Below are 23,043 nucleotides of genomic sequence, written 5' to 3'. Positions count from 1 at the left end.
CTTTAAGTAGCGACCGTAGCTGATTTAGGTTTTCCATGACATCGCAACGCCATATCGCACGCGACATCTCGTACGCCCATTCGGCGGAAACCAAGGGCGGTCGGGCCATGATCCGGCTGATGGAAAACACCACGGGTCGCATTCGCCTGATCAAGCGCGCCGACGGGTACGAAACCGAAGTGGCCGGCGGCCGGACGTTCTGGCAGGTCATGGTCGAACGCTATGGTCTGACTTTGGAGACGCTGGGCGGCACGCTGGACAAGATCCCGCGCGAAGGCCCGCTGATCCTGATTGCGAACCACCCTTACGGCATCCTCGACGGGCTGATGATGGGCCATATCCTGTCCGCCACCCGTGGCGATTTCCGCATTCTGGCCCACCGGATCTTTCGCAAGGCCGACGATCTGAACCGGATCATCCTGCCGATTTCCTTCGACGAAACGAAAGACGCGGTGAAGGGCAATATCGAGACCCGGAAGGTGGCACTGGATTACCTGGCCCAGGGCGGGGCCATCGGCATCTTCCCGGGCGGAACGGTGTCGACGGCCGCGCGCCCGTTCTCGCGGCCGCTGGATCCCGGCTGGCGGGGGTTCACCGCGCGGATGGTGGCGAAATCGAACGCGACGGTGGTGCCGATCTTCTTCGAAGGCCATACCTCGCGCCTGTTCCAGGTGGCCAGTCACCTGCACAACACGCTGCGCATGGGGCTCCTGATCAAGGAATTCCGGAGCCGCGTGGACACGCCTGTCCGCGTGGTGATCGGCGATCCGATCGGGCGGGATGTGCTGGACCCGCTGGCGCGGGATTCCAAGGCGATGATGGATTTCCTGCGGACGGCCACCTACAACCTGTCGCCGAAACCGACAAAGGCGGGCGAGATCGGGTTCGAGTTCGAAACCCGCTACAAGAAACCGGGCGAGCCGCGGGTCTATTGATGAAATCACGCCGGATCTGCCCGTAGGGTGCGTGGTCCCCACGCATCTTGGCAGGCCCGGTGCCGGGTTCCGGTGCGTGCAGAGCACACACCCTACAAGTATGAAGACAACCCTATGTAATCATGATCCGTCCGGAGCGCGCAGCGGTCCGGTTCGCGCCCGACCCGCTCCCAGGGCGGGCGCGAATGAATGAATGAAGCGTTATGAGAGGCTTGGAAGTCGTTCGCATACCCGTCCGCGGTCTATGCGTCACAGCCCACCCTCGGGCCGGGCGCGAGCCTTTCGTTGGGGCAAACCATTGTTGTTGTTCTTGGCGGAACCCGCCGACCGTCAGCCTCTCCCCATGTTTCGGTTGAAGTTTCGGCCCGGACGTGGTGAACCGTTCTCAACCCGAATTTCCCTTGCGACAGGCCCCACAGCACATGGGCACGAAAATGGCAGTTGGCGTATTCGATAGCGGTCTTGGCGGTCTGACGGTGCTTGCCGCGGCCCAGGCCCGCCTTCCGGAGGTGGATTTCGTCTATTACGGCGATACCGCGCATGCGCCTTACGGCGTGCGCGAACCGGCGGATATCGAACAGCTGACCCGCGCGGGCGTGAGCGCGCTGTGGGACAGCGGCTGCGATCTGGTCGTGCTGGCCTGCAATACCGCGTCTGCCGTTGCCCTGCGCAAAATTCAGGAAGCCGGCGTGCCGCAGGGCAAGCGCGTGCTGGGCGTCTTCGTCCCGATGATCGAGGCGCTGACCGAGCGCAACTGGGGCGACAATTCCCCGCCTCGCGAGGTGGACGTCAAGCATGTGGCGCTGTTTGCCACGCCCGCCACAGTCTCCAGCCGCGCGTTCCAGCGGGAGCTGGCCTTCCGCGCCATTGGCGTGGATGTCGAAGCGCAGGCCTGCGGCGGGCTTGTCGACGCGATGGAAGAGGGTGACATGATCCTGGCCGAGGCGCTCGTCCGGTCCCATGTCGATGCGCTGAAGCGGAAGATGCCGAACCCCCAGGCCGCGATCCTTGGGTGCACCCATTATCCGCTGCTGGAAGACGTGTTCCGCGACGCGCTGGGGCCCGAGGTCAAGGTGCTGAGCCAGCCGCAGATCGTGGCGGCAAGCCTGGCCGATTACCTCGAACGGCACCCCGATCTGGTGGGCGCCGGCGCGCCCAGCTACCTGACGACGGGCGATCCGCGACGTGTCAGCGACCGCGCGACGCAGTTCTTGCGACGACACATCGCCTTTGAAGCTGCCTGATAAAACCCTATCTCACTGACATCCGCACGGGCGCCCCTGCGTTCGTGCACCGATCCGAAGGTCCGACATGACCCATAAAATCGCCATCCTTGGTGCGTCCGGCTATACCGGCGCCGAGCTTGTCCGGCTGATCGCCGGCCATCCGAACATCGAAATCGCGGCCCTGTCCGCCGACCGCAAGGCCGGGCTGGAGATGGCCGAGGTGTTCCCCTTCCTGCGCCACATGGATCTGCCGACGCTCTGCACCATCGACGAGATCGATTTCTCGCAGATCGACCTGTGCTTCTGCGCGCTGCCGCACAAGACCTCGCAGGAGGTCATCTCGGCCCTGCCGCGGGATCTGAAGATCGTGGACCTGTCCGCCGATTTCCGGCTGCGCAACCCGGACGCCTACAAGACATGGTATGGCAACGGTCATTCCGCGCCCGAGATCCAGAAGGAGGCCGTCTACGGGCTGACCGAATTCTACCGGGACGATATCCGGAACGCCCGGCTGGTCGCAGGCACGGGGTGTAACGCGGCCACGGGGCAGTTCGCGCTCAGGCCGCTGATCACCACAGGGGTGATTGAACTGGACGAAATCATCCTCGACCTGAAATGCGCCGTCTCCGGTGCCGGGCGGAGCCTGAAGGAAAACCTGCTTCATGCCGAGCTGAGCGAGGGCTACAACGCCTATGCGCTGGGGTCCACGCACCGGCATCTGGGCGAATTCGATCAGGAATTCAGTGCCTTGGCGGGGCGGCCGGTGAAGATCCAGTTCACGCCGCACCTTCTGCCCGTCAACCGCGGGATCCTGGCCACGACCTACGTCAAGGGCGATGCCGAGGATATCTACGAGACGCTGCTGACGGCCTACCGGGACGAACCCTTTATCGTGGTCCTGCCCTTCGGACAGGCGCCCAGTACCCATGACGTGCGCGGATCGAACTACTGCCATATCGGCGTCGCGTCCGACCGGCAGCCGGGGCGCGCGACGATCTTTGCCGCGCTCGACAACTTGTGCAAAGGTTCCAGCGGGCAGGCGTTGCAGAACGCCAACCTGATGCTGGGCGAGGACGAGACGACGGCGCTGACCGCGCCCGCGCTTTTCCCGTAACCTTCCGAGGAGCGGATGAAAAACCTGAAGAAGCAACGCCGTATCCAGGTCATCGCCATCACCGCGGTGACCCTGGTGCTGGCCAGCGTCCTGATCGGGTACGCCTTCCGTGACGGAATCAACCTTTTCCGGTCGCCTTCGCAACTGATGGCCGAACCGCCGGGGCCGGCGGAGATCTTCCGAATTGGCGGACTGGTCGAGGAAGGCTCGCTGATCCGCGGGCAGGGCCAGCAGGTGCGCTTTGCCGTGACCGATGGCGGGGCGTCGGTGCCCGTGGTCTATTCCGGCGTGCTGCCGGACCTCTTCGACGAAAACCAGGGCATGATCGGCACCGGCACCTACGCGAACGGCGTGTTCGAGGCGACCGAGATCCTGGCCAAGCACGACGAAAGCTACATGCCGAAAGAGGTGGTGGATGCCTTGAAGGAACAGGGCGTCTATCAGCCCTCGGACGGCTGAGGGCACAGGTTTCTGGTGCGCACGGCAGAGTGCATTCAACCGAGGATTGATCCCTAACGTATTGAAACCATTGATCCGTCGGGCGGCTGCCGTTACTGGTGGCGAACGGCTTTGACTTTACGGAAAGACATACACACATGGTCAGGATCAAGATCACCGGGCGCGCACCCTATGACGTGGGCTGGGGGAACCGCATCCCCTTCGGCGGCGATTTTGTCGAAGACATTCTGCGGGGCGGCGACATGGTCGAACAGAGCCCGGACAGGCTGGTCCTTCTCGATGACAAGTTCGGGCTTTCTGCGGTCCTGAAGGGGCGTTTCACCTACGGCCCGAACGGCGATACGGATGATTTCACGGTGAAGGCGGCCGTCTTCAAGTACCAGGGACAGACCTTCCAGAAGTGGAACGGGCTGAACTGGACCGACGAAACCATGGGGCGCGCGGTCGAAGCCGTGGACAACGGCAGGGCCAACGCGATCCAGAAGGTCCTGATGCAGGACGATTACACCTTCGTGAAGCCGGGACGGGCCGACAGCGGGCCCTTCGTGATCGGCACCGAGAACGCCGATACGATCAAGGTGAAGGGCAATCTGGCCGAACACGGCAACACAGTGTTTTCGCTGGGCGGTAACGACGTGATCAACATGTCGAAGGCGTTCGGCGGCGGCGCCTTGGAAAGCGGGCGCGGGAGCGACAAGGTGATCGGGAGCAAGGGCGCCGACCACATCCGCACCTCGGGCGGGAAGGACATCGTCCTGGGTGGCAAGGGCGCCGACAATATCGACGGCAACGGCGGACGCGACAAGATCCTGGGGCAGGGCGGCAATGACATCTACCTGACCGGCGGACGCGGCAACGACATCGTCCTTGGCGGCGGTGGTGACGATGAAATCAATGACACGAAGGGCAAGAATAACAAGCTCTTCGGCAACAGTGGCGACGATTACATCATCGGGCGCGGCACGCTGAAAGGTGGCCGCGGTGATGACAGGCTGCAGGGCGCGGGCGAGAACAACAAGTTCTTCGGCGGCGGCGGCGATGACGATATTTCGGGCATGGGTCGTCTGAACGGCGGCGCGGGCAACGACAAGATGAGCGGCAGCGGCTTTTTCCGCGGCGGTGAAGGCAATGACGTGATGATATCGCAGGGCGGCGATGTCGATACGTTCGATTTCCGCCTGAAGGGTGACGACAGCTTCGGCAATGACAGGATCGCGGACGTCGACACTTACACGATGCCGTTCCTGTACGACGCGCCGAACCCGCTGCTGTTCGACGAAGGCACCGACATTTCCCTGCGCTATGCCAGCAACCGCGAGGTCGTGATCCTGCGAGCGAAGCAAGATGGCGAAACGGTGGGCACCGTTAAGTTCGGCGGCAATTTCTCGAGTGTCTCGTCTTTTGATGCGCAAACGGCGATGCAAAGCATCGAGGACGCGTTGGTCTTCGGCTGACGCGGGCCGGGCACCGTACGCACCGCTCAGCGGGCGTTAAGCAATTGGCAGCATCTTTCGCCCCGTTCGTGGCAGGCGGGAGGTGCACCCATGCAGACGGTTCGCGAGATTGCAGAAGACATCGTGGCGCGCGAAGGCGGCTACGTGAACGATCCCGACGATCCGGGCGGTGCCACCAAGTACGGGGTGACCATCGGCACGCTCAGGCGGCTGGGGCTGGACCTGACGGGCGACGGTCTTGTCGACACCGCCGACGTCCAGCGCCTGACGCGTGCCCATGCGGTGGACATCTTCGTCCGCCATTACTTCGAGGCGCCCCGCATCGGTGAATTGCCGGTGGTGCTGCAACCCAGCGTCTTCGACATGTACGTGAATGCCGGCGCCAACGCGGTGAAGATCCTGCAGAGGCTGCTGAAGGCGATGGGCTATGCCGCGGCCGTCGACGGCGTGATCGGGCCGCAGACACTGGGGGCGGCGCGCGATGCGGCGGTGCCCAGCCCGGAGCTTCTGCGCGATGCCTATGGCGTGGCGCGGCGCAATTACTACTTCCGCCTGGCCGATCAGCGGCCCTCCAGCCGCAAATACGCCCGCACCCGGGCCGGGGCCAAGGGTGGCTGGATCAAGCGGGCCGAGGAATTCGTCTCGCCGCAATATCGCCTGACGGCAGATGCCTTTGCGGAAAGGGTTGCAGAATGGGGATGATCGACGGTCTTTTCGGCTTCCTGTTCGGCGGCGGGCGCAATGCCGTCCGCGAAACGGTGGAAGTTTTCCGCGAAAACGCCGAAGCGGGCGCAGAGCGCAGCGCCAACTTGCAGACCCAGGCGACGGCGCAGCTGGGGCAGGAATTCATGATCCCGCGGCAGGGCCTGTTCGACCGGCTGATCGACGGCGTGAACCGTCTGCCGCGCCCGGCGCTGGCGCTGGGAACGTTGGCGCTGTTCGTGTCGGCCATGGTCGATCCGGTCTGGTTCGCCGCGCGGATGCAGGGCGTGGCGCTGGTGCCCGAACCGCTGTGGTGGCTGCTGGGGGTCATCGTGTCGTTCTATTTCGGCGCCCGCCACCAGCTGAAGAAACAGAGCTTCGAGCGGGAGATCGCCCGAACCGCCGCGCTTGCGCCCGAAGCTTTCCGCCAGGTCGGCGTGCTGGAGGCGCTTCGCGGCCGCGACGATCCCGAACGCCCGGGCGCCGCCGATACCGGCAGCGATGCGACCGTGACCACCGCCGCAACGGTCCCGGAAGGGAACCCGGCGCTGGAGGACTGGCGTACGCTCCGCAAGGCGTGATCGCCCCGCGCGGGAATGCCGCTTGGAGCGGGGCGGCGTGATCCCTATACAGGGACCATGATAACAGAGCTTGGCCATTTCGCCCTGATCCTCGCCTTCGTCGTGGCCGTCGTGCAGATGGTCGTCCCCATGGTCGGGGCGGCACAGCGCTGGCCCGGGTGGATGGCTGTCGCCGAACCTGCCGCGATGATCCAGTTCATCCTGACGCTGTTTTCCTTCGGCGCGCTGATGTGGGCCTTCGTCGTGTCGGATTTCTCGCTGCAGCTGGTGGTGATGAACAGCCATTCGCTGAAGCCGCTGATCTACAAGATCTCGGGCACGTGGGGGAATCACGAGGGCTCGATGCTCCTCTGGGTGCTGATCGTGACGCTGTTCGGTGCGATGGCGGCCGCCTTCGGGGGGAACCTGCCGCCCACGCTGAAAGCGCGCGTGTTGGCGGTGCAATCGTCCATCGCGGTCGCATTCTTCGCCTTCATCCTGTGGACGTCAAACCCGTTTACCCGGCTGGCAGTACCGCCCTTCGACGGACAGGACCTGAACCCGCTGCTGCAGGACCCGGGCCTCGCCTTCCATCCGCCGTTTCTCTACCTGGGCTATGTGGGCCTTTCGATGGCCTATTCCTTCGCCGTGGCCGCCCTGATCGAAGGCCGCGTCGATGCTGCCTGGGCGCGCTGGGTGCGGCCATGGACGCTGGCGGCCTGGGTCTTCCTGACCATCGGCATCGCGCTTGGATCCTGGTGGGCGTATTACGAGCTCGGCTGGGGCGGGTTCTGGTTCTGGGATCCGGTGGAAAACGCCTCCTTCATGCCATGGCTTCTGGCCGGAGCGCTGCTGCATTCCGCGATCGTCGTGGAAAAGCGCGAGGCGCTGAAAAGCTGGACGATCCTCTTGGCGATCCTTGCCTTCGGCTTCTCCCTGATCGGGACGTTCATCGTGCGCTCGGGCGTGCTGACATCCGTCCACGCCTTCGCGAACGATCCCGAGCGCGGCGTCTTCATCCTGATGATCCTCGCCTTCTTCACCGGCGGCGCGCTGACGCTTTACGCGGCCCGCGCACGGCTGCTCGAGGCGAAGGGCGTCTTCGGCATCGTCAGCCGCGAGAGCGCCCTGGTGGTCAACAACGTCCTGCTGGCGGTCAGCGCCATGGTCGTCTTCGTGGGCACCATGTGGCCACTGGTGGCGGAGATGGCGTTCGACCGGAAGCTTTCGGTCGGCCCGCCGTTCTTCAACATGGCCTTCACGCCGTTCATGGTGCTTCTGGGCCTTGCCCTGCCCATCGGCGCGTTGCTGCCGTGGAAGCGCGGCAAGCTGGGCCGCGCGGTCCACAGCCTGCGCTTCGTGGCGGTTCTGGCGGTGGCGCTTGGCGCGCTGGCCTGGGCGATGCAAACGGGGCGCAGCGCGCTGGGGCCGGTGGGGCTGGCGCTGGGATCCTGGGTTGTCTTCGGCGCGCTGGTGGACCTGTGGTCGCGCACCGGGCGCGGCGAGACGGGATCGCGCATCGCGCGCCTTGCGCGCCTGCCGGGGGCCGACTGGGGCAAGACGGTGGCCCATGCGGGCCTTGGCGTCACGATCTTCGCCGTCGCGGGCCTGACGGCCTGGCAGCAGGAAGATATCCGTGTCGCGCAGGTGGGCGAACCCTTCGACGTCGGCGGATACCGCCTGACGCTGGAGGACGTCAACCGCGTGCAGGGGCCGAACTACATGTCGACCATGGGCACCGTGCGGCTTCAGAAGGCCGGGCGCACCCTCGCCATGCTGAACCCGGAAAAACGCATGTACCCGGTCGCCAACATGCCCACGACCGAAGCTGCCATCGACTATCGCTTCCTGCGCGACGTGTACGTCGTGATCGGTGACCCGCAGGAGGGCGGCGGCTGGGTCATGCGGACCTATATCAAGCCCTTCGTCAACTGGATCTGGGGCGGGTCGCTTCTGATGGCGCTTGGCGGCCTTCTGTCGCTGACGGACCGCCGGTTCCGCGTCGCCGCCGGGGCCCGGCGGTCGGTGAACGCAACCGGGCTGCCCGCGGAATGAGGTGGCTTCTGCTGATCCTCGCCCTGCTGGCGGGTCCGGCCCTTGCCGTGCAGCCGGACGAAGTGCTGGACGATCCGGTGCTGGAAGACCGCGCGCGCGAGATCTCCAAGGGGCTCCGCTGCCTTGTCTGCCGCAACGAGAGCATTGACGAAAGCAACGCCTCGCTGGCACGAGACCTGAGGCTGTTGGTGCGTGAACGCCTTGTGGCCGGCGACAGTGACACGCAGGTCGTGGATTACGTTGTCGACCGTTACGGCGAATACGTGCTGCTGCAACCGACGGTCCGGGGTGCCAACTGGCTTCTGTGGGCCGCCGGTCCCGCGATGCTGATCCTTGCGCTGATCCTGGCGTGGATGTTCCTGCGCGGCCGCGACAGCGCCGCCGGGGCGGAATCACAGGGGTTGAGCGACGAGGAACAGGCGCGGCTCGACAAGATCCTGAAGGGCTGATCCAGGCCCTGACCAATGATCCCAAGCCTGGGCGCGGAGTGTGCGATGCAATACGAGACCCTGACCTACGACCTGACCGACGGGCTGGCCGTCATCACCCTGAACCGCCCCGACAAGATGAACGCGCTGACGCGGCAGATGCGGGCCGAAGTGGCGCATGCAGCGAAGGCGGCGGGCGACGATGCCCGCGCGCTGGTGCTGACGGGCGCGGGCCGGGCGTTCTGTTCGGGTCAGGATCTGGGCGATGGCGGCTCGGCGGCCAACCCGGATCTGGAGCGGACGCTGCGGGACGAATACGCGCCCATGCTGATGGCGATCACCGAATGTCCGGTGCCGACCATCGCCGCGGTGAACGGACCCGCGGCCGGGGCAGGGGCCAACCTTGCGCTGGCGGCCGATGTCGTGATCGCGAAGGAAAGCGCCTATTTCCTGCAGGCCTTCACCCGGATCGGCCTGATCCCGGATGCCGGCGGCACATGGTTCATGCCGCGCCAGGTGGGCATGGCCAAGGCCATGGGCGCGTCGCTGTTCGCGGAAAAGATCCCGGCGCGTCAGGCCGAGGCCTGGGGCCTGATCTGGGAAGCCGTGGCCGACGACGCGTTCGAAGCGCATTGGAAGGCCCGTGCCGAATACCTGGCCAAGGGACCGACAAAGGCGTTCCAGGGCGTCAAGACGGCGCTGCGCGGCACCTATGGCAAGACGCTGGAAGAACAGCTGGAGATCGAGGCGAGCCTGCAGGGCGAATGCGGCCATTCCCGCGATTTCCAGGAAGGCGTCGTGGCGTTTCTCGAAAAACGGCCTGCCTCCTTCGAAGGCCGCTAAGGCCTTATCCTAGACCCAGCCGCCGACGTCGCTGCCGCGTTCGTGCAGGCCGATATCGCTGACCGCCAACGTCTTGTTGGCGGTGATCACGGCCACGGCCTCTCCATCCGCCGAAAGCGTCTGCGTGCCGTCGGGGTTGGTGGCCAGTGTCATGGTCGGCGCCTGCTGACCGGGTTCGTAGACGTAGACCAGCTCGTCCTCGTCGACATCCAGGTCGAGGATCGAGGCGGTCTGCTCTCCGGCATGTTCCAGCAGGTAGAACAGGTCCTCGCCTTCGCCGCCCGACGCAGTGTCGGAATCGCCGAAGAAAATCGTGTCGTCGCCTTCGCCGCCGTCCAGCATGTCGGCGTTGCCGTCGGTCAGGAAGATCTGTTCCGCGTCGTCGGGCAGGGCGAATGCGCCGCCCGATGCCATCGCATCGCGAAGCGCGACCATCTCGTGATGGGTCAGCGACCGGCTCAGGAAATCGCCGTCGAACAGCACATCGTTGCCGTCGCCGCCACGCACGTCGTCCGAGCCGTAGTTGCCGATGACAAAGTCGTCGCCATCGCCACCGCGCACGGTGTCGAAGCCCACTCCGCCGCGCACCCAGTCTCCGCCCTTGCCGCCGCCCAGATTGTCATTGTTGCTGGCGCCTTCGACCACGTCGTTGCCGGCGCCGCCGTTCATCGTGTCGTCGTTCAGTTCGCCGCGCAGCAGGTCGCTGCCGTCGCCGCCGAAGATCGTGTCGTCGTCTTCGGCCCCGCGCAGGATATCGTTGCCGTCGCCGCCGAGGATCTCGTCCTTCCCATCGCCGCCGTCGACATCGTCATTGCCGGTGCCGCCTTCGATCCTGTCCATCCCTTCGCCGCCAAACAGCGTGTCGTCGCCGTGCTGGCCGAAGATGTTGTCATCTCCGGAAAAGCCCACGATCCAGTCGGCGTCCAGACCGCCTTCCAGGCGGTCGTCGCCGCTACCGCCATAGACGTCGTCTTCGCCCGGTCCGCCGTACAGCGTGTCGTCATCGCTCAGGCCGTAGATCTTGTCATTGCCGCCCAGCCCGTCGATCGTGTCGGGGTCCAGCGTGCCATAAAGCGTATCGTCGCCTTCTGTCGGCTCGTTGGACTCCGTTTCATCGTCGATCCGGTCCCGGACGTCGTCTATCATTTCCGAGATTCCGTAGATGCCCACGGCCCCTACGGCCAGCAACAGCAACATCATCATGGCCTGTCTCCCTCAACCGTGCGGGTTCCCGGTGACGGTGCGCAAGCGCATCGCCGAGGGACATCCAGCCCTGTAGTGCTAGCGAACGAGGGTTGCGCCCGTCAATCGCATACAATCGGTACAAGGGCGGGGGGAAGGCTTTTGATCGGCCGGGTGGCCGCCCGATCACAATGTCATCCGTCCGGGCCGCGCGATCACGCGCTGGCAAGGCTTCCGCGTTCGTGAAGCAGGATATCGGTGACGGCCAGCGGGATGTCGGCCGTGATGACCGCGATCTCCTCGCCGTCTGCCGACAGCGTCTGCGTTCCATTGCCATTGTCGGTCAGCGCCATTTCGGGCGTCGCCTGGCCGGGCTCGTGCACGTAGACCAGCTTGTCGGCCTCGGTCTCCATGTCCATGATCGCAGCGGGGGCCGAGCCGGGATGCTCCAGCAGGTAGAGCCTATCGTTACCCTCGCCGCCATAGACGGTGTCGGCATCGCCGAAGAGGATGTGATCGTCGCCGTCGCCACCGTGGATCGTGTCGGCCTGACCGTCGGTCAGGTAGACCTCCGTCACGTCGTCGGGCAGGGGCAGGTCGTCGTCTCCGGCCAGCAGCGCCTCGTGCAGAAGCGCGCGTTCCGGCGGGGTCAGCGCGCGGCTCAGGTAATCCCCGTCAAAGATGATGTCGTCGCCGGAACCGCCCGATATCGTGTCACTGCCGATATTGCCCAGGACGATGTCGTCGCCGGCGCCGCCATCGACAACGTCGCGCCCGATGCCGCCGCGGACCCAGTCGTCGCCGGCGCCGCCGAAGATGTTGTCGTTGTCGCTTTCACCTTCCAGCATGTCATGCCCGGCGCCGCCATGGATCGAGTCGTCGCCAAGCTCTCCGCGGATGACGTCGTTGCCGGCGCCGCCACGGAGCGTGTCATTGCCAGAGTCGCCCATCACCGTGTCATCGCCAGGCCCGCCGATGACGAGGTCTTCGCCGGCGCCGGCATCGATCCAGTCATTGCCCGCGCCGCCAAGCGCGGTGTCCTCGCCATCGCCTGCGTAGAAGAAATCGTCGCCGTCTTCGCCCAGAAGCGTGTCATTGCCGGCATTGCCGCGCAGCCCGTCATTTCCCGGTCCGCCTTCAACCCGATCGTTGCCGTCGTTTCCGAACAGATCGTCGTCCCCGGCGCCGCCTCTGACGGTGTCGTCTCCGGACAGCGCATAGATCCTGTCGTCCCCGTCCTGGGCCTCGATCAAATCTGCTTCGGACGTTCCGAACAGCAGATCGTCACCCCCGGACGGCTCCTTGCCCATGTATTCGTCGATGAGTTCCTGAACGTCGTCTGTGAAACTCGTTGCGCCGATTATTCCCACGGCGCCGATGGCGGCCAAGAGTAGCAGTTCCACTGTATTCCCCCCGTATTGCGGTGCGTTGGAAACAGGATCTCCGGGACGAGCCCTTCCCACGAAGGATCGCCTGTGGCGCGGAGCACTCGGCACGTATCAAAATCAACAGTATAATTCAGGGAAACTCGAAAGATCCCTGATAATACGACGCAATCAATGCGTCGGTCCCAAGAATAGGATCCGTTCGATTTGGTTCATTGTCAACAACGAAGTACTACACAAGCGAACTTTCTTATTTCCACTCTTCTCAAAATTGTGCGCGGCAAGAAAAAAGGGCCCCGCACCTTGGCGCGGGACCCTGAACCTTGACCGAAATCGCCGAACGGATCAGCGCTTTTCGATATCCACGTAGTCGCGGGCCGTATGGCCAAGGTACAACTGGCGCGGGCGTCCGATGCGGTTCTGCGGATCGGCGATCATCTCTTTCCACTGCGACACCCAGCCCACGGTCCGCGACACGGCGAAGATCGGGGTGAACATCGAGGTGGGGAAACCCATCGCCTCGAGGATGATGCCGGAATAGAAGTCGACGTTCGGGAACAGCTTGCGGTCGGTGAAGTAGCTGTCGGCCAGTGCGGCCTTTTCCAGTTCCTTTGCCACCTGAAGCGTCGGATTGTTATCGATCCCCAGCAGGTCAAGCACTTCGTCGGCCGATTGCTTCATCACCGTCGCGCGCGGGTCGAAGTTCTTGTAGACGCGGTGACCGAAGCCCATCAGGCGGAACGGATCGTCCTTGTCTTTTGCACGGGCGATGTATTCCGGGATGTTGTCCACCGAGCCGATCTGCTTCAGTGTTTCCAGCGCCGCCTGGTTGGCGCCACCATGGGCAGGGCCCCAAAGGCACGCGATACCGGCCGCGATGCAGGCGAACGGGTTCGCGCCCGACGACGACGCCAGACGCACGGTCGAGGTCGACGCGTTCTGTTCGTGATCGGCATGCAGCGTGAAGATCCGGTCCATCGCGCGGGCGAGGATCGGGTTGACCTCGTATTCCTCGGCCGGGACGGAAAAGCACATCCGCAGGAAGTTCGACGCGTAGTCGATATCGTTGCGCGGATACACGAAGGGCTGGCCCACGTGGTACTTGTAGGCCCAGGCCGCGATCGTCGGCATCTTCGCGATCAGGCGCACCGTCGCGACCTCGCGCTGCCAGGGATCCTGGATATCGGTGGAATCGTGGTAGAACGCCGACATCGCGCCCACGACACCGACCATGATCGCCATCGGATGCGCGTCACGGCGGAAGCCGCGGAAGAAGTTCACCATCTGCTCGTGCAGCATGGTGTGGTGCGTCACGCGGGATTCGAAATCTTCCAGTTCCGCGGCCGACGGCAGTTCCCCGTAGAGCAGCAGGTAGCACACTTCCAGGAAGTGCGAATTTTCCGCCAGCTGGTCGATCGGATAGCCGCGGTGCAGCAGTTCGCCCTTTTCACCATCGATAAAGGTGATCGTGGAATCGCAGCTTGCCGTGGAGGTATAGCCCGGATCGTAGGTGAATACGCCGGCCTCACCATAAAGCTTGCGGATGTCGAGCACATCCGGCCCGGCCGTGGGCGTGTGGATCGGCAGCTGGTAGCTGTCGTCACCAATGGTGAGCGTCGCGGATTTCTTGGTTTCGCCGGTAAAATCAGTCATCACTGTACCTCCTCTGAGATGCCCCGCCGGCAGGACCCCGGGGACACGACCCAGGACTGGTTTTCCGGAGGGAGGCCGGCCGTTTTGGCCGATAAGCTGTTTCGAACGCGCGTCATTCGAATTGCCAGACGTGGTAGCGGCAAGTCGTGACTCGTTTATGAAAATCGGATCCCCTAGTTGTTTATCGCTCCAACCGCCGGTCTGTCATGCAGCATCGTCACCCGAAGGGAACGCCTCGGCGGCGTCTTTGATCCGGGCCAGCGTTTCATCGCGGCCCAGCACAATCATCATGTCGAATACGGAAGGCGTCACCGTACGCCCTGCCAGCGCAGCCCGGAGCGGGCCGGCCAGTTTCCCGAATTTCGTTTCGCGATCTTCGGCAAAGGTGTTGAGCGTGGCTTCAAGTTCATCGCGAGACCAATTAGCATTTCGCAGTTGCGGCGTCAATTCCGCGAGCATCGAACGGTTGTCGGAATCCAGCGCCTTCAAGGCCTTATCGTCCGGAGCCAATGGTCTTTCGACCAATGCAAAATGTGCCTTTTCAATAAGATCCGGGAAAGTCTTCGCGCGTTCCTTCACGAAGGGAAGCGCCTGAACGAACGCTGCGTTCTGATCGTCGGTCAGGGCCGGTTGGCCGGAAGCGCCCAGGTAGGCGGCACATTCTTTCTGCAGGGCAGCATCGGGCGTGATCGCCATGTGCTGGCCGGACAGGTTTTCAAGCTTCTTCAGGTCGAAGCGCGCGGGGCTTTTGCCGATGCCGTCCAGATCGAACCATTCCAGCGCCTGAGCGTCGGTGAAGAATTCATCGTCGCCATGGCTCCAGCCCAGCCGGGCCAGGTAATTGCGCATCCCGGCGGCGGGATAGCCCATCGCCTGGTATTCCTGAGCGCCGAGCGCTCCATGGCGTTTCGACAGCTTCTTGCCGTCGGGGCCGTGGATCAGCGGGATATGCGCCCAGACGGGCACGTCCCAGCCCATGGCCTGGTAGATCGTCATCTGCCGGGCGGCATTGTTCAGGTGGTCGTCGCCCCGGATCACGTGGGTCACGCCCATGTCGTGGTCATCGACCACCACCGCCAGCATGTAGACGGGCGTTCCGTCCGACCGAAGCAGGACCATGTCGTCCAGCTGGTCGTTGCGGATCGTCACGTCGCCCTGCACTTCGTCCGCGATCACGGTCGTGCCGTCCAGCGGCGCCTTGATCCGCACGACGAAAGGCGCATCGGGGTGCGTGTCGGGCGCTGCATCGCGCCAGGGCGACCGGAAGAGCGTCGATTTGCCTTCGGCCTTCGCCGCCTCGCGGAAGGCCGCGATCTCCTCCTGGGTGGAAAAGCACTTGTACGCCTTGCCCTCGGCCAGCAGCTGCAACGCCACCTCGGCATGGCGCTCTGCGCCTTCGAACTGGCTTACGACCTCGCCATCATGGTCCAGCCCCAGCCAGGCCATGCCTTGCAGGATCGCCGCCGTGGCTTCCGGCGTCGAACGGGCGCGGTCGGTGTCTTCGATCCGTAACAGGAATTTCCCGCCGCGGCCGCGGGCATAAAGCCAGTTGAACAGCGCCGTCCGCGCGCCCCCGATATGGAGGAACCCGGTCGGCGAGGGGGCAAAGCGGGTGACGACCTGGGGGGACGTACCGGTGGCGGGCACCGTCTCGGACATGCAGCTTAACCTTCTGGTAACCAGTTGAAAGCGATACCCGGAAGCGGGGGTCACGGGGGCCCGGGCACGCGTCCGGGTCTGTCTACCGGCCCCGCAGAGCCGAGGCAAGCATGGGCGCCATACGCGGGATCGACGCGATCATACAGGGTCAGCGCGGCGGGTTGTTCTGCTGGGTCCCTGTTTTCATGGGCACAGGCATCGGCGTGTATTTCCTGTTGCGGGCAGAGCCTTCGGGCCTGGCCTACGGTGTCGTGGCGTCAGCCGGAGCGATGGCAGCAATTGTTGCGGTGCGTGCACAGCACACACCCTACGGCGGCGGCTGGTCGGCGGTCTTCTGGGCGCTGGCGCTGGTTGCGTTCGGCTTCTGTCTTGCGGGCTACCGCGCGCATTCGGTGGCGGCCCCGGTGTTGAAATACCGCTATTACGGCCCCGTGGAGGGCAGGGTGGTCGCGATCGACCGCTCGTCCTCGGACGCGGTGCGGATCACGCTGGACGCGGTACGCCTTGCGCGCATCCCGCCCGACCGGCAGCCGCCCCGCGTTCGGGTGTCGCTGCACGGGCCGCCGGCGGATTTGCAACCGGGCCAGCGCGTCATGACCACCGCCTTTCTGAGCCCGCCCGGCGGCCCGGTGGAGCCGGGCGGCTATGACTTCCGCCGGCAGGCCTGGTTCGACCGTCTGGGCGCGGTGGGCTATACCCGCGTCGCCGTCCTGACCGTGGCTCCGGCCGAGGTAACCCGTGGCGGTCTGTGGATCTATGCCCTGCGGATGCGGCTGTCGACGGCCGTCCAGCAGGCGCTTGGCGGCGATGTCGGCGGTGTCGCGGCGGCCATCACGACCGGAGACCGCAGCGGCATCGACCGGCCCACCATCGACGCGCTGCGCGCCTCGAACCTTGCGCATCTGCTGGCGATCTCGGGCCTGCACATGGGGCTTCTGGCAGGCTTCGTTCTGGGCGCGTTGCGGCTGGGCCTCTCCGCGATCCCGTGGGTCGCGCTGCGATGGCCCACGCGCAAGATCGCGGCGGCGGGAGCGCTTATCGCGGGGGCGGTCTATCTCGCGCTTTCCGGCGGCAGCGTCGCGACGGAGCGCGCCTTCGTCATGGTCGCCGTCATGCTGGTGGCCGTGCTCTTCGATCGCCGCGCCATATCGCTGCGCGCCGTGGCGCTGGCCGCCGTCGTGGTGATGGTGCTGCGCCCGGAAAGCCTGCTGGGCCCCGGTTTCCAGATGTCCTTCGCCGCGACGACGGCCCTTGTCGCCGTGTTCGGCACGCTTAGGGATCGCGGCATCACGCTGGCCGGCCACCCGCTGAAGGCGGCGCTGGCGCTGGTCACGTCCTCGGCCGTCGCGGGCGCGGCCACGGCCCCTGTCGCTGCCGCCCATTTCAACGCCATCGCGGTCTACGGGCTTGCCGCAAACCTCCTGTCCGTCCCCGTCATGGGCACGCTCGTCATGCCCGCCGCGGTGCTGGCGGCTGTGCTGACACCCGTGGGTCTCGGCTGGCTGGGGCTGGAACTCATGGGCCTGGGCCTCCGCTGGATCCTGTTCGTGGCGCACACGGTGGCCGATCTCGACGGCGCGCGCCGCTATGTGATGAGCCCGCCATGGCAGGTCCTGCCGCTGATCGCTGCGGGCATGCTGTTCCTGTTCCTCTGGAAAGGCCGGGCGCGTCTTGCCGGACTGGCCCCTGTCGCGCTGGCCTTCGTCCTGTGGGCGGGGACCGAACGCCCGTCCGTCCTTGTCGCCGATACCGGCGGGCTGGTGGGCGCGATGACACCGCAGGGACGCGCGTTGTCCCGTGAACGCGGATCGGGCTTCGTGGCGCGTGTCTGGCTGGAAAACGATGGCGATGGCGCCGACCAATGGCAGGCGGCGCAGCGCTGGCCGGGTACGGGCGGACGCGTGCAAAAGCTGCAGGCGGGCGGGAAGGAGATCCTGCACGTCATCGGCAAGCGCGGGGCGGCCGAGGTGACGGGCTGCGTGGCAGGCCAGATCCTGATCGCATCGGTACCGCTGGACGTGACCGGCCCGTGCGAGATCTACGACACGCGGCGCCTGACGCGCACCGGCAGCCTGTCCATCGGGCCGGATGGCGTCGTCTCGGCCATGGACCGGGTCGGCGACCGTCTGTGGACGCCGAAACCCCGGAATGCTGCCCGCCGCCTGGCGTCAGGCGACTGACGTGCTCAATAGGTGCGGATCAGCCCCACAAGCCGGCCCTGCACCTTCACCTTGTCCTCGGCATAGATCCGGGTCGGGTAGGCGGGGTTGGCCGCTTCCAGCGCAATGGCACCGCCTTCGCGGCGGAAGCGCTTCAGCGTGGCCTCGTTATCCTCGACCAGCGCCACGACGATATCGCCGTTATCCGCGGTCGGGCTTTCGCGGATCACGACGACATCGCCGTCGTTGATCCCGGCATCGATCATCGAATCCCCGCGGACCTCCAGCGCGTAATGCTCGCCCGAGCCTGCCAGCATCTGGTCCGGCACCGCCATGTGGCGCGACATCTGGTTGATCGCCTCGATCGGCACGCCGGCCGCGATCCGGCCCATCACGGGGACCGTCGTCGCCTCGACCGACAGCGGAGACACGTCGCCATCCCCCGACCGCTTGAAGTTGTCACCCCTGTAAGGCGCATCCCCGGACGCGTCGCCGTCGATGACCTTGGGTTCGAAATTCCGCGACGGCGGGCCCAGCTTGGCGGCCAGCGCATCGGGCAGCTTCACCACTTCCAGCGCGCGGGCACGGTGCGGCATGCGGCGGATGAAGCCGCGTTCTTCCAGCGCCGTGATCAGCCGGTGGATCCCCGACTTCGACCGCAGGTCCAGCGCTTCCTTCATTTCGTCGAAACTGGGCGGAACCCCGTCGCGCTGCATGCGGACATGGATGAATTCCAGCAAATCCAATTGCTTCTTGGTCAGCACGGGCGGCATCCTCCAACTGTTCTGTCAAGGTTTGTTCTACAGCTGTTCCCGTTTTGTGTCAACAATTCGAGAGAACCGCCGGCGACATGGACGGACCGCCACGTCCGGCCGAAGGCCCGGCGCCGCAGCGCCGTGGCCCGGTCGGGTCCGCAAGGACCCGAAAGTTCGAACAGGACAAGACCCGGTCACGCCACAGGCGGCCGCGGGCCCGGCGCCTCAGCGCCGCGCCCGGTCGGGGTCGCGAGACCCCGAAACCAGACAGGTCAGAACGGCAGGTAAAGCGCCTCGTCCCCGGCCTTGCGCGCGGGATCGTGGGGCGGCCGCATCAGAAGCGCGTTCGCCTCGGCCAGCAGCGTCAGCACGGCGCTGTCCTGGTTTTCGAAGGCCGTGATCACGCCGTCCTGCACCACGGCGCGCATGTAATGCTCGCGGGGGCCGTTCGGGCCCACGCTTTCGCCCAGACGTGCAGGCCGAAGGTCCGGCGCCGCAGCGCCGCGCCCGGTGAAGAGATGGATCATCGGCTCAAGGAATAGTTTTCCGCAGACCATGGCCGACACCGGATTGCCCGGCAGGCCGACCATCGCGGCGTTTCCCAGCCGCCCGGCCATCAGCGGCTTTCCGGGGCGCATCGCGATCTTGTAGAACGCGCGCTCCAGCCCCATGCCCGCCGCGACCTTGCCCACGAGGTCATGATCGCCGACCGAGGCCCCGCCGATGGTCACCACCAGGTCCGCACTCTCCAGCGCCAGGTCCAGCACCGTCTGCAGCGATGCCTCGCTGTCCCGCGCGATGGGAAGGACGCGCACATCCGCGCCTTCGGCCGTCAGCATCGCGTCCAGCCCATAGGTGTTCGACGCCACGATCTGGTCCGGGCCGGGATCGGCGCCGGGAAAGACAAGCTCGTCCCCCGTCGAGATCAGCGCCACCACCGGGCGCCGGAAGACCTCCACCCGGTCCACGTTCATGGCCGCCAGCAGCGCGATATCCTGCGCCCGCAAAAGGCGCGGGGCGGCGACCGTTTCGCCGACCGCGAAATCGCCGCCCTGTGCCCGTATGTTGTCCTTGCCGTCCCAGTCGGCCGAGATGGTGATCAGGTTGCCATCGCGGCGGACGTCTTCCTGTATCACGACCGTTCCGGCGCCTTGGGGCACCGGGGCGCCGGTGAAGATCCGCACCGCTTCGCCCGCGCCCACTCGGCCTTCGAACCGGTGGCCCGCCGCGGCCTCGCCGATGACACGGAACATCGCGTCCTTCTCGACCTCGGCCGATTGTACCGCGTAGCCGTCCATCGATGAGGCATCGAACGGGGGCTGGTCGCGCTTGGCCACCGCCTCCCGCGCCAGAACCCGGCCCGCGGCCTGCCGCAGGGGCACCGTTTCGGCCTCCAGCGGCGACGCCAGGCCGAACAGCAGCGCGCGGGCGTCCTCGACGGTGATCACGGTGCCTCGAAGCGGCCGGATTTGCCGCCGTCCTTCAGGGTCACGTGGATGCCGCCGATCTCCATGCCGCGATCCACGGCCTTGGTCATGTCATAGACCGTCAGCGCGGCGGTCGAGACCGCCGTCAGCGCCTCCATCTCCACCCCGGTCTTGCCGGAGGTCTTGACCGTCGCCGTTATCCGCACGCCGGGCAGGGCGTCGTCTGGCTCCAGTTCCACCGTTACCTTGGTGACAGGCAGGGGATGGCACAGCGGGATCAGGTCCGCCGTGCGCTTGGCGCCCATGATGCCCGCGAGCCGGGCCACGCCCAGCACGTCGCCTTTCCTGGCCGATCCGTCCTTGATCAGCGCCAGAGTCTCTGGTTGCATCTTCACCCAGCCGGCGGCGACAGCGATCCGGTCGGTATCCGCCTTGGCCGAGACATCGACCATGTGCGCCTGCCCGGACCCGTCGAAATGGGTCAGACCGCCGCTCATCAGAAGCCGCCGGGCATCAGGGGGTTCGCCAGCAGGTCGCGTGTGGCCGCGGTCACATCGTCCTGACGCATCAGCGTCTCACCGATCAGGAAGGTCCGCACGCCGTACATCGCCATGTCCGACAGGTCCTTCGGCCCGGTCAGCCCGCTTTCCGAGATGATCGTGCGTTCCGGCGGCACGAATTTGGACAGGCTACGTGTCACATCCAGCGATGTCTCGAACGTGTGCAGATCGCGGTTGTTGATGCCCATCAGGTGGCTCTTCAGCAGCGACGCGCGATCAAGTTCCTCCTGGTTGTGGACCTCGATCAGCACGTCCATCGACCAGTGCTCCGCCGCTGCTTCCAGCTCGATCGCAAGGTCATCGGACACGGCCGCCATGATGATCAGGATGCAATCCGCCCCCAGCGCGCGGGCCTCGGCCACTTGGTAGGTGTCGAACATGAAATCCTTGCGCAGGACAGGCAGGCTGCAAGCGTCGCGCGCCTCCGTCAGGAAGGCGTTCGCGCCCTGGAAACTGGGGGTGTCGGTCAGCACCGACAGGCAGGTCGCGCCGCCGTCCTCGTAGGCCTTGGCAAGCGTCGCGGGATCGAAATCCTCGCGGATCAGGCCCTTCGACGGGCTGGCTTTCTTGATCTCGGCGATCAGGCCGTAACCTTCGCGCGATGCCTTGATCAGCGTCTCGGCAAAGCGGCGGACGGGCGGGGCGGCGCGGGCCTCGTCCTGGACCGCCTCGATCGGCTTTTGCGCCTTGGCGGCCTCGATTTCTTCAAGCTTGTAGGCCCGGATCCGGTCCAGGATGGTCTCGGTCATGGCGAAGTCCAGTTCAAAGGCGTCTGCCCCCTAGCCATAAGCCACGCATTAACCTTCGAAAAGGGGCGCGAGCCGAAAAACCCGCGCCGTGCGGACAGGGGCGAGGGATGCGCCGTCTCGATGATCAGGTGATCGTCGCCCGTGATATGGGGCCGGAACGCCTGCGCATGGCGGCCCCACAGAAGGAAGGCGCGGGGCCGGTCGGATAGGGCGTTCAGCACATCCGCGGTCAGGCCCGTCCAGCCGAATTTGGCATGGGCGCCGGCATGATGGGCCGGAACGGTCAGCGCCGTGTTCAGCAGCAGGACACCTTGACGCGCCCAGAACCGCAGGTCGCCGTTCGGCGGAACCGCGCCGAATTCGTCCTGCAATTCCTTGTAGATATTGCGCAGCGAGGCGGGCAGGGGCCGCACGTCCGGGGCCACGGAAAAGGCCAGCCCGTGGGCGTTGCCCGGTGTCGGATAGGGATCCTGCCCAAGGATGACGACGCGCACGTCGTCCGGGGCCGCGGCGTCCAGCGCGGCGTAGATCTGATGTTTCGGCGGCAGGATATCCGACCAGTCGCCGATGCGGTTCAGGATCGCGGCGTCGCGGCCATCCCTGAAGAACGGCAGATGCGCCCACGCGGCGGGCGGGGTCAGGTCGCCTTTCGGCCCGGCCATCAGGCCTTGCCGGCCTGCGTCACCCGCGCCAGCGCCTCGACCTTGGCCAGTGCCGCGCCGCTGTCGATGCTTTCCGCGGCCATCTTCACGCCGTCCTTCAGGCCATTCACGCGCCCGGCGATTACCAGAGCGGCGGCGGAGTTCAACAGCACCGCATCGCGGTAGGCCGACGGCGCGCCGTCCAGCAGGGCGCGAAAGGCGCGGCCGTTGTCTTCGGGGTTGCCGCCAAGGATGTCTTCGAACGGATGCACGGGCAGGCCCGCGTCTTCGGGATGCACCTCACGTTCGCTCACCGCGCCGTTGTCCAGCGCGGACACCCAGGTGACCCCGGTGATCGTCATCTCGTCTGTCCCATCCGAGCCATGGACCAGCCATGCCGCCTCCGACCCCAGCGCCAGCAGGGTATCGGCCATGGGCCGGATCAGATCGCGGGAGAACGCGCCGGTCAGCTGCCGTTTCACGCCGGCCGGGTTGGTCAGGGGCCCGAGGATGTTGAAGATCGTCCGCGTGCCCAGCTCCTGCCGCGTGGGCATGACATGGGCGATGGCGGGATGATGGACGGGGGCCATCATGAAGCCGATGCCGACCTCGTTCAGGGCCTGTTCCACGACCTTCGGGCCGACCATCACCTCGATTCCCATCTGCCCCAGCGCATCCGCCGCGCCGGACTTGGACGACAGGTTGCGGTTGCCGTGCTTGGCCACCGGCACGCCCGCACCCGCCACCACGAAGGCCGTCGCGGTCGAGATGTTCAGCGTGCCCTTGCCGTCGCCCCCGGTGCCCACGATGTCCATCGCGCCCGGCGGTGCCGTGACGGCGTTGCATTTCGACCGCATCACGCTGGCGGCGGCGGCGTATTCGTCGACCGTTTCGCCCCGTGTGCGCAGCGCCATCAGAAAGCCGCCGATCTGGCTCGGCGTGGCCTCGCCATCGAACAGGGACTGGAAGGCGGTTTCCGCTTCGGCACGGGTCAGGGAGCGGTCCGCGGCGGTGCCGATCAGGGGTTTCAGACCGTCGCTCATGGCCGTGTCTCCGGTTTGGTGGCTTTCGGGTTGGCGGGGGAATTGTCGTTCCGG

21 protein-coding genes are annotated in these 23,043 nt (G+C 65.7%); 11 read left to right on the top strand and 10 right to left on the bottom strand.

Going from position 1 to position 23,043, the window contains the following annotated elements; genetic code table 11:
- Positions 1-35: 35 nt before the first annotated feature.
- The 10 genes from D4754_RS04305 to D4754_RS04260 all read left to right on the top strand — a co-directional run bounded on the left by D4754_RS04305 (position 36) and on the right by D4754_RS04260 (position 9,776).
- On the top strand, positions 36-935 hold the full coding sequence (locus D4754_RS04305; RefSeq protein ID WP_121061701.1) for a lysophospholipid acyltransferase family protein: 900 nt from the start codon (positions 36-38) through the stop codon (positions 933-935).
- A gap of 434 nt (positions 936-1,369) precedes the next feature.
- A complete protein-coding gene (locus tag D4754_RS04300) occupies positions 1,370-2,179 on the top strand; it encodes a glutamate racemase (RefSeq protein WP_121062215.1) in 810 nt (269 codons plus the stop codon).
- Between the two features lie 67 nt (positions 2,180-2,246).
- Positions 2,247-3,275, top strand: coding sequence for an N-acetyl-gamma-glutamyl-phosphate reductase (gene argC, locus D4754_RS04295; RefSeq protein WP_121061700.1), 1,029 nt, complete (start codon positions 2,247-2,249; stop codon positions 3,273-3,275).
- A 15-nt stretch (positions 3,276-3,290) separates the two neighbouring features.
- Positions 3,291-3,734 (top strand): cytochrome c maturation protein CcmE, encoded by a 444-nt coding sequence (ccmE, locus tag D4754_RS04290; RefSeq protein ID WP_121061699.1) that lies wholly within the window; start codon positions 3,291-3,293, stop codon positions 3,732-3,734.
- A gap of 137 nt (positions 3,735-3,871) precedes the next feature.
- A complete protein-coding gene (locus tag D4754_RS04285; RefSeq protein ID WP_121061698.1) occupies positions 3,872-5,188 on the top strand; it encodes a calcium-binding protein in 1,317 nt (438 codons plus the stop codon).
- Between the two features lie 90 nt (positions 5,189-5,278).
- A complete protein-coding gene (locus tag D4754_RS04280; RefSeq protein ID WP_121061697.1) occupies positions 5,279-5,890 on the top strand; it encodes a holin-associated N-acetylmuramidase in 612 nt (203 codons plus the stop codon).
- A complete protein-coding gene (locus tag D4754_RS04275) occupies positions 5,881-6,471 on the top strand; it encodes a holin family protein (protein WP_121061696.1) in 591 nt (196 codons plus the stop codon). The genes D4754_RS04280 and D4754_RS04275 overlap by 10 nt, the downstream gene beginning before the upstream one ends.
- A gap of 57 nt (positions 6,472-6,528) precedes the next feature.
- Complete coding sequence (locus D4754_RS04270; RefSeq protein WP_121061695.1) at positions 6,529-8,505, top strand: heme lyase CcmF/NrfE family subunit; 1,977 nt, start codon at positions 6,529-6,531, stop codon at positions 8,503-8,505.
- Positions 8,502-8,954: a cytochrome c-type biogenesis protein gene (locus D4754_RS04265; RefSeq protein WP_121061694.1), complete on the top strand. Its 453-nt coding sequence runs from the start codon at positions 8,502-8,504 to the stop codon at positions 8,952-8,954. The genes D4754_RS04270 and D4754_RS04265 overlap by 4 nt, the downstream gene beginning before the upstream one ends.
- Before the next feature lie 45 nt (positions 8,955-8,999).
- Positions 9,000-9,776, top strand: a complete 777-nt coding sequence (locus tag D4754_RS04260) for an enoyl-CoA hydratase-related protein (protein ID WP_121062214.1) — start codon at positions 9,000-9,002, stop codon at positions 9,774-9,776.
- Positions 9,777-9,785: 9 nt separating this feature from the next.
- On the opposite strand, the gene D4754_RS04255 is transcribed toward D4754_RS04260, so the two are convergent.
- The 4 genes from D4754_RS04255 to gltX form a co-directional block, all read right to left on the bottom strand.
- Entirely contained in the window at positions 9,786-10,979 is a 1,194-nt protein-coding gene (locus tag D4754_RS04255) for a calcium-binding protein (protein ID WP_121061693.1), read from the bottom strand.
- 194 nt (positions 10,980-11,173) lie between these two features.
- A complete protein-coding gene (locus tag D4754_RS04250; RefSeq protein WP_163025772.1) occupies positions 11,174-12,361 on the bottom strand; it encodes a calcium-binding protein in 1,188 nt (395 codons plus the stop codon).
- A 327-nt stretch (positions 12,362-12,688) separates the two neighbouring features.
- The gene (gene gltA / locus D4754_RS04245; RefSeq protein ID WP_121061691.1) at positions 12,689-13,996 is read right to left on the bottom strand and encodes a citrate synthase; all 1,308 of its coding nucleotides are present in this window, start codon (positions 13,994-13,996) and stop codon (positions 12,689-12,691) included.
- Between the two features lie 204 nt (positions 13,997-14,200).
- Positions 14,201-15,655 (bottom strand): glutamate--tRNA ligase, encoded by a 1,455-nt coding sequence (gene gltX, locus D4754_RS04240; RefSeq protein ID WP_121061690.1) that lies wholly within the window; start codon positions 15,653-15,655, stop codon positions 14,201-14,203.
- Between the two features lie 110 nt (positions 15,656-15,765).
- Between gltX and D4754_RS04235 the strand changes: the two genes are divergently transcribed.
- A complete protein-coding gene (locus D4754_RS04235; RefSeq protein WP_121061689.1) occupies positions 15,766-17,835 on the top strand; it encodes a ComEC/Rec2 family competence protein in 2,070 nt (689 codons plus the stop codon).
- A 5-nt stretch (positions 17,836-17,840) separates the two neighbouring features.
- Here the strand turns inward: D4754_RS04235 and lexA are convergent, their stop codons facing one another.
- The 6 genes from lexA to trpD all read right to left on the bottom strand — a co-directional run bounded on the left by lexA (position 17,841) and on the right by trpD (position 22,989).
- On the bottom strand, positions 17,841-18,578 hold the full coding sequence (gene lexA / locus D4754_RS04230; protein WP_121062213.1) for a transcriptional repressor LexA: 738 nt from the start codon (positions 18,576-18,578) through the stop codon (positions 17,841-17,843).
- A 263-nt stretch (positions 18,579-18,841) separates the two neighbouring features.
- Positions 18,842-20,017 (bottom strand): molybdopterin molybdotransferase MoeA, encoded by a 1,176-nt coding sequence (locus D4754_RS04225; RefSeq protein WP_121061688.1) that lies wholly within the window; start codon positions 20,015-20,017, stop codon positions 18,842-18,844.
- Complete coding sequence (gene moaC, locus D4754_RS04220) at positions 20,014-20,493, bottom strand: cyclic pyranopterin monophosphate synthase MoaC (RefSeq protein WP_121061687.1); 480 nt, start codon at positions 20,491-20,493, stop codon at positions 20,014-20,016. The genes D4754_RS04225 and moaC overlap by 4 nt, the downstream gene beginning before the upstream one ends.
- A complete protein-coding gene (gene trpC, locus D4754_RS04215) occupies positions 20,493-21,305 on the bottom strand; it encodes an indole-3-glycerol phosphate synthase TrpC (protein ID WP_121061686.1) in 813 nt (270 codons plus the stop codon). The genes moaC and trpC overlap by 1 nt, the downstream gene beginning before the upstream one ends.
- Entirely contained in the window at positions 21,302-21,967 is a 666-nt protein-coding gene (locus tag D4754_RS04210; protein ID WP_121061685.1) for a uracil-DNA glycosylase, read from the bottom strand. The genes trpC and D4754_RS04210 overlap by 4 nt, the downstream gene beginning before the upstream one ends.
- On the bottom strand, positions 21,967-22,989 hold the full coding sequence (gene trpD, locus D4754_RS04205; RefSeq protein ID WP_121061684.1) for an anthranilate phosphoribosyltransferase: 1,023 nt from the start codon (positions 22,987-22,989) through the stop codon (positions 21,967-21,969). Before trpD ends, D4754_RS04210 begins: the two co-directional genes overlap by 1 nt.
- Between the last annotated feature and the right edge of the window lie 54 nt (positions 22,990-23,043).

This window comes from Chachezhania antarctica, assembly GCF_003646465.1.
GTDB lineage: Bacteria > Pseudomonadota > Alphaproteobacteria > Rhodobacterales > Rhodobacteraceae > Chachezhania > Chachezhania antarctica.
The sequence above is the reverse complement of the archived record's forward strand: the minus strand, read 5'-3'. Positions and strand labels throughout refer to the sequence as shown.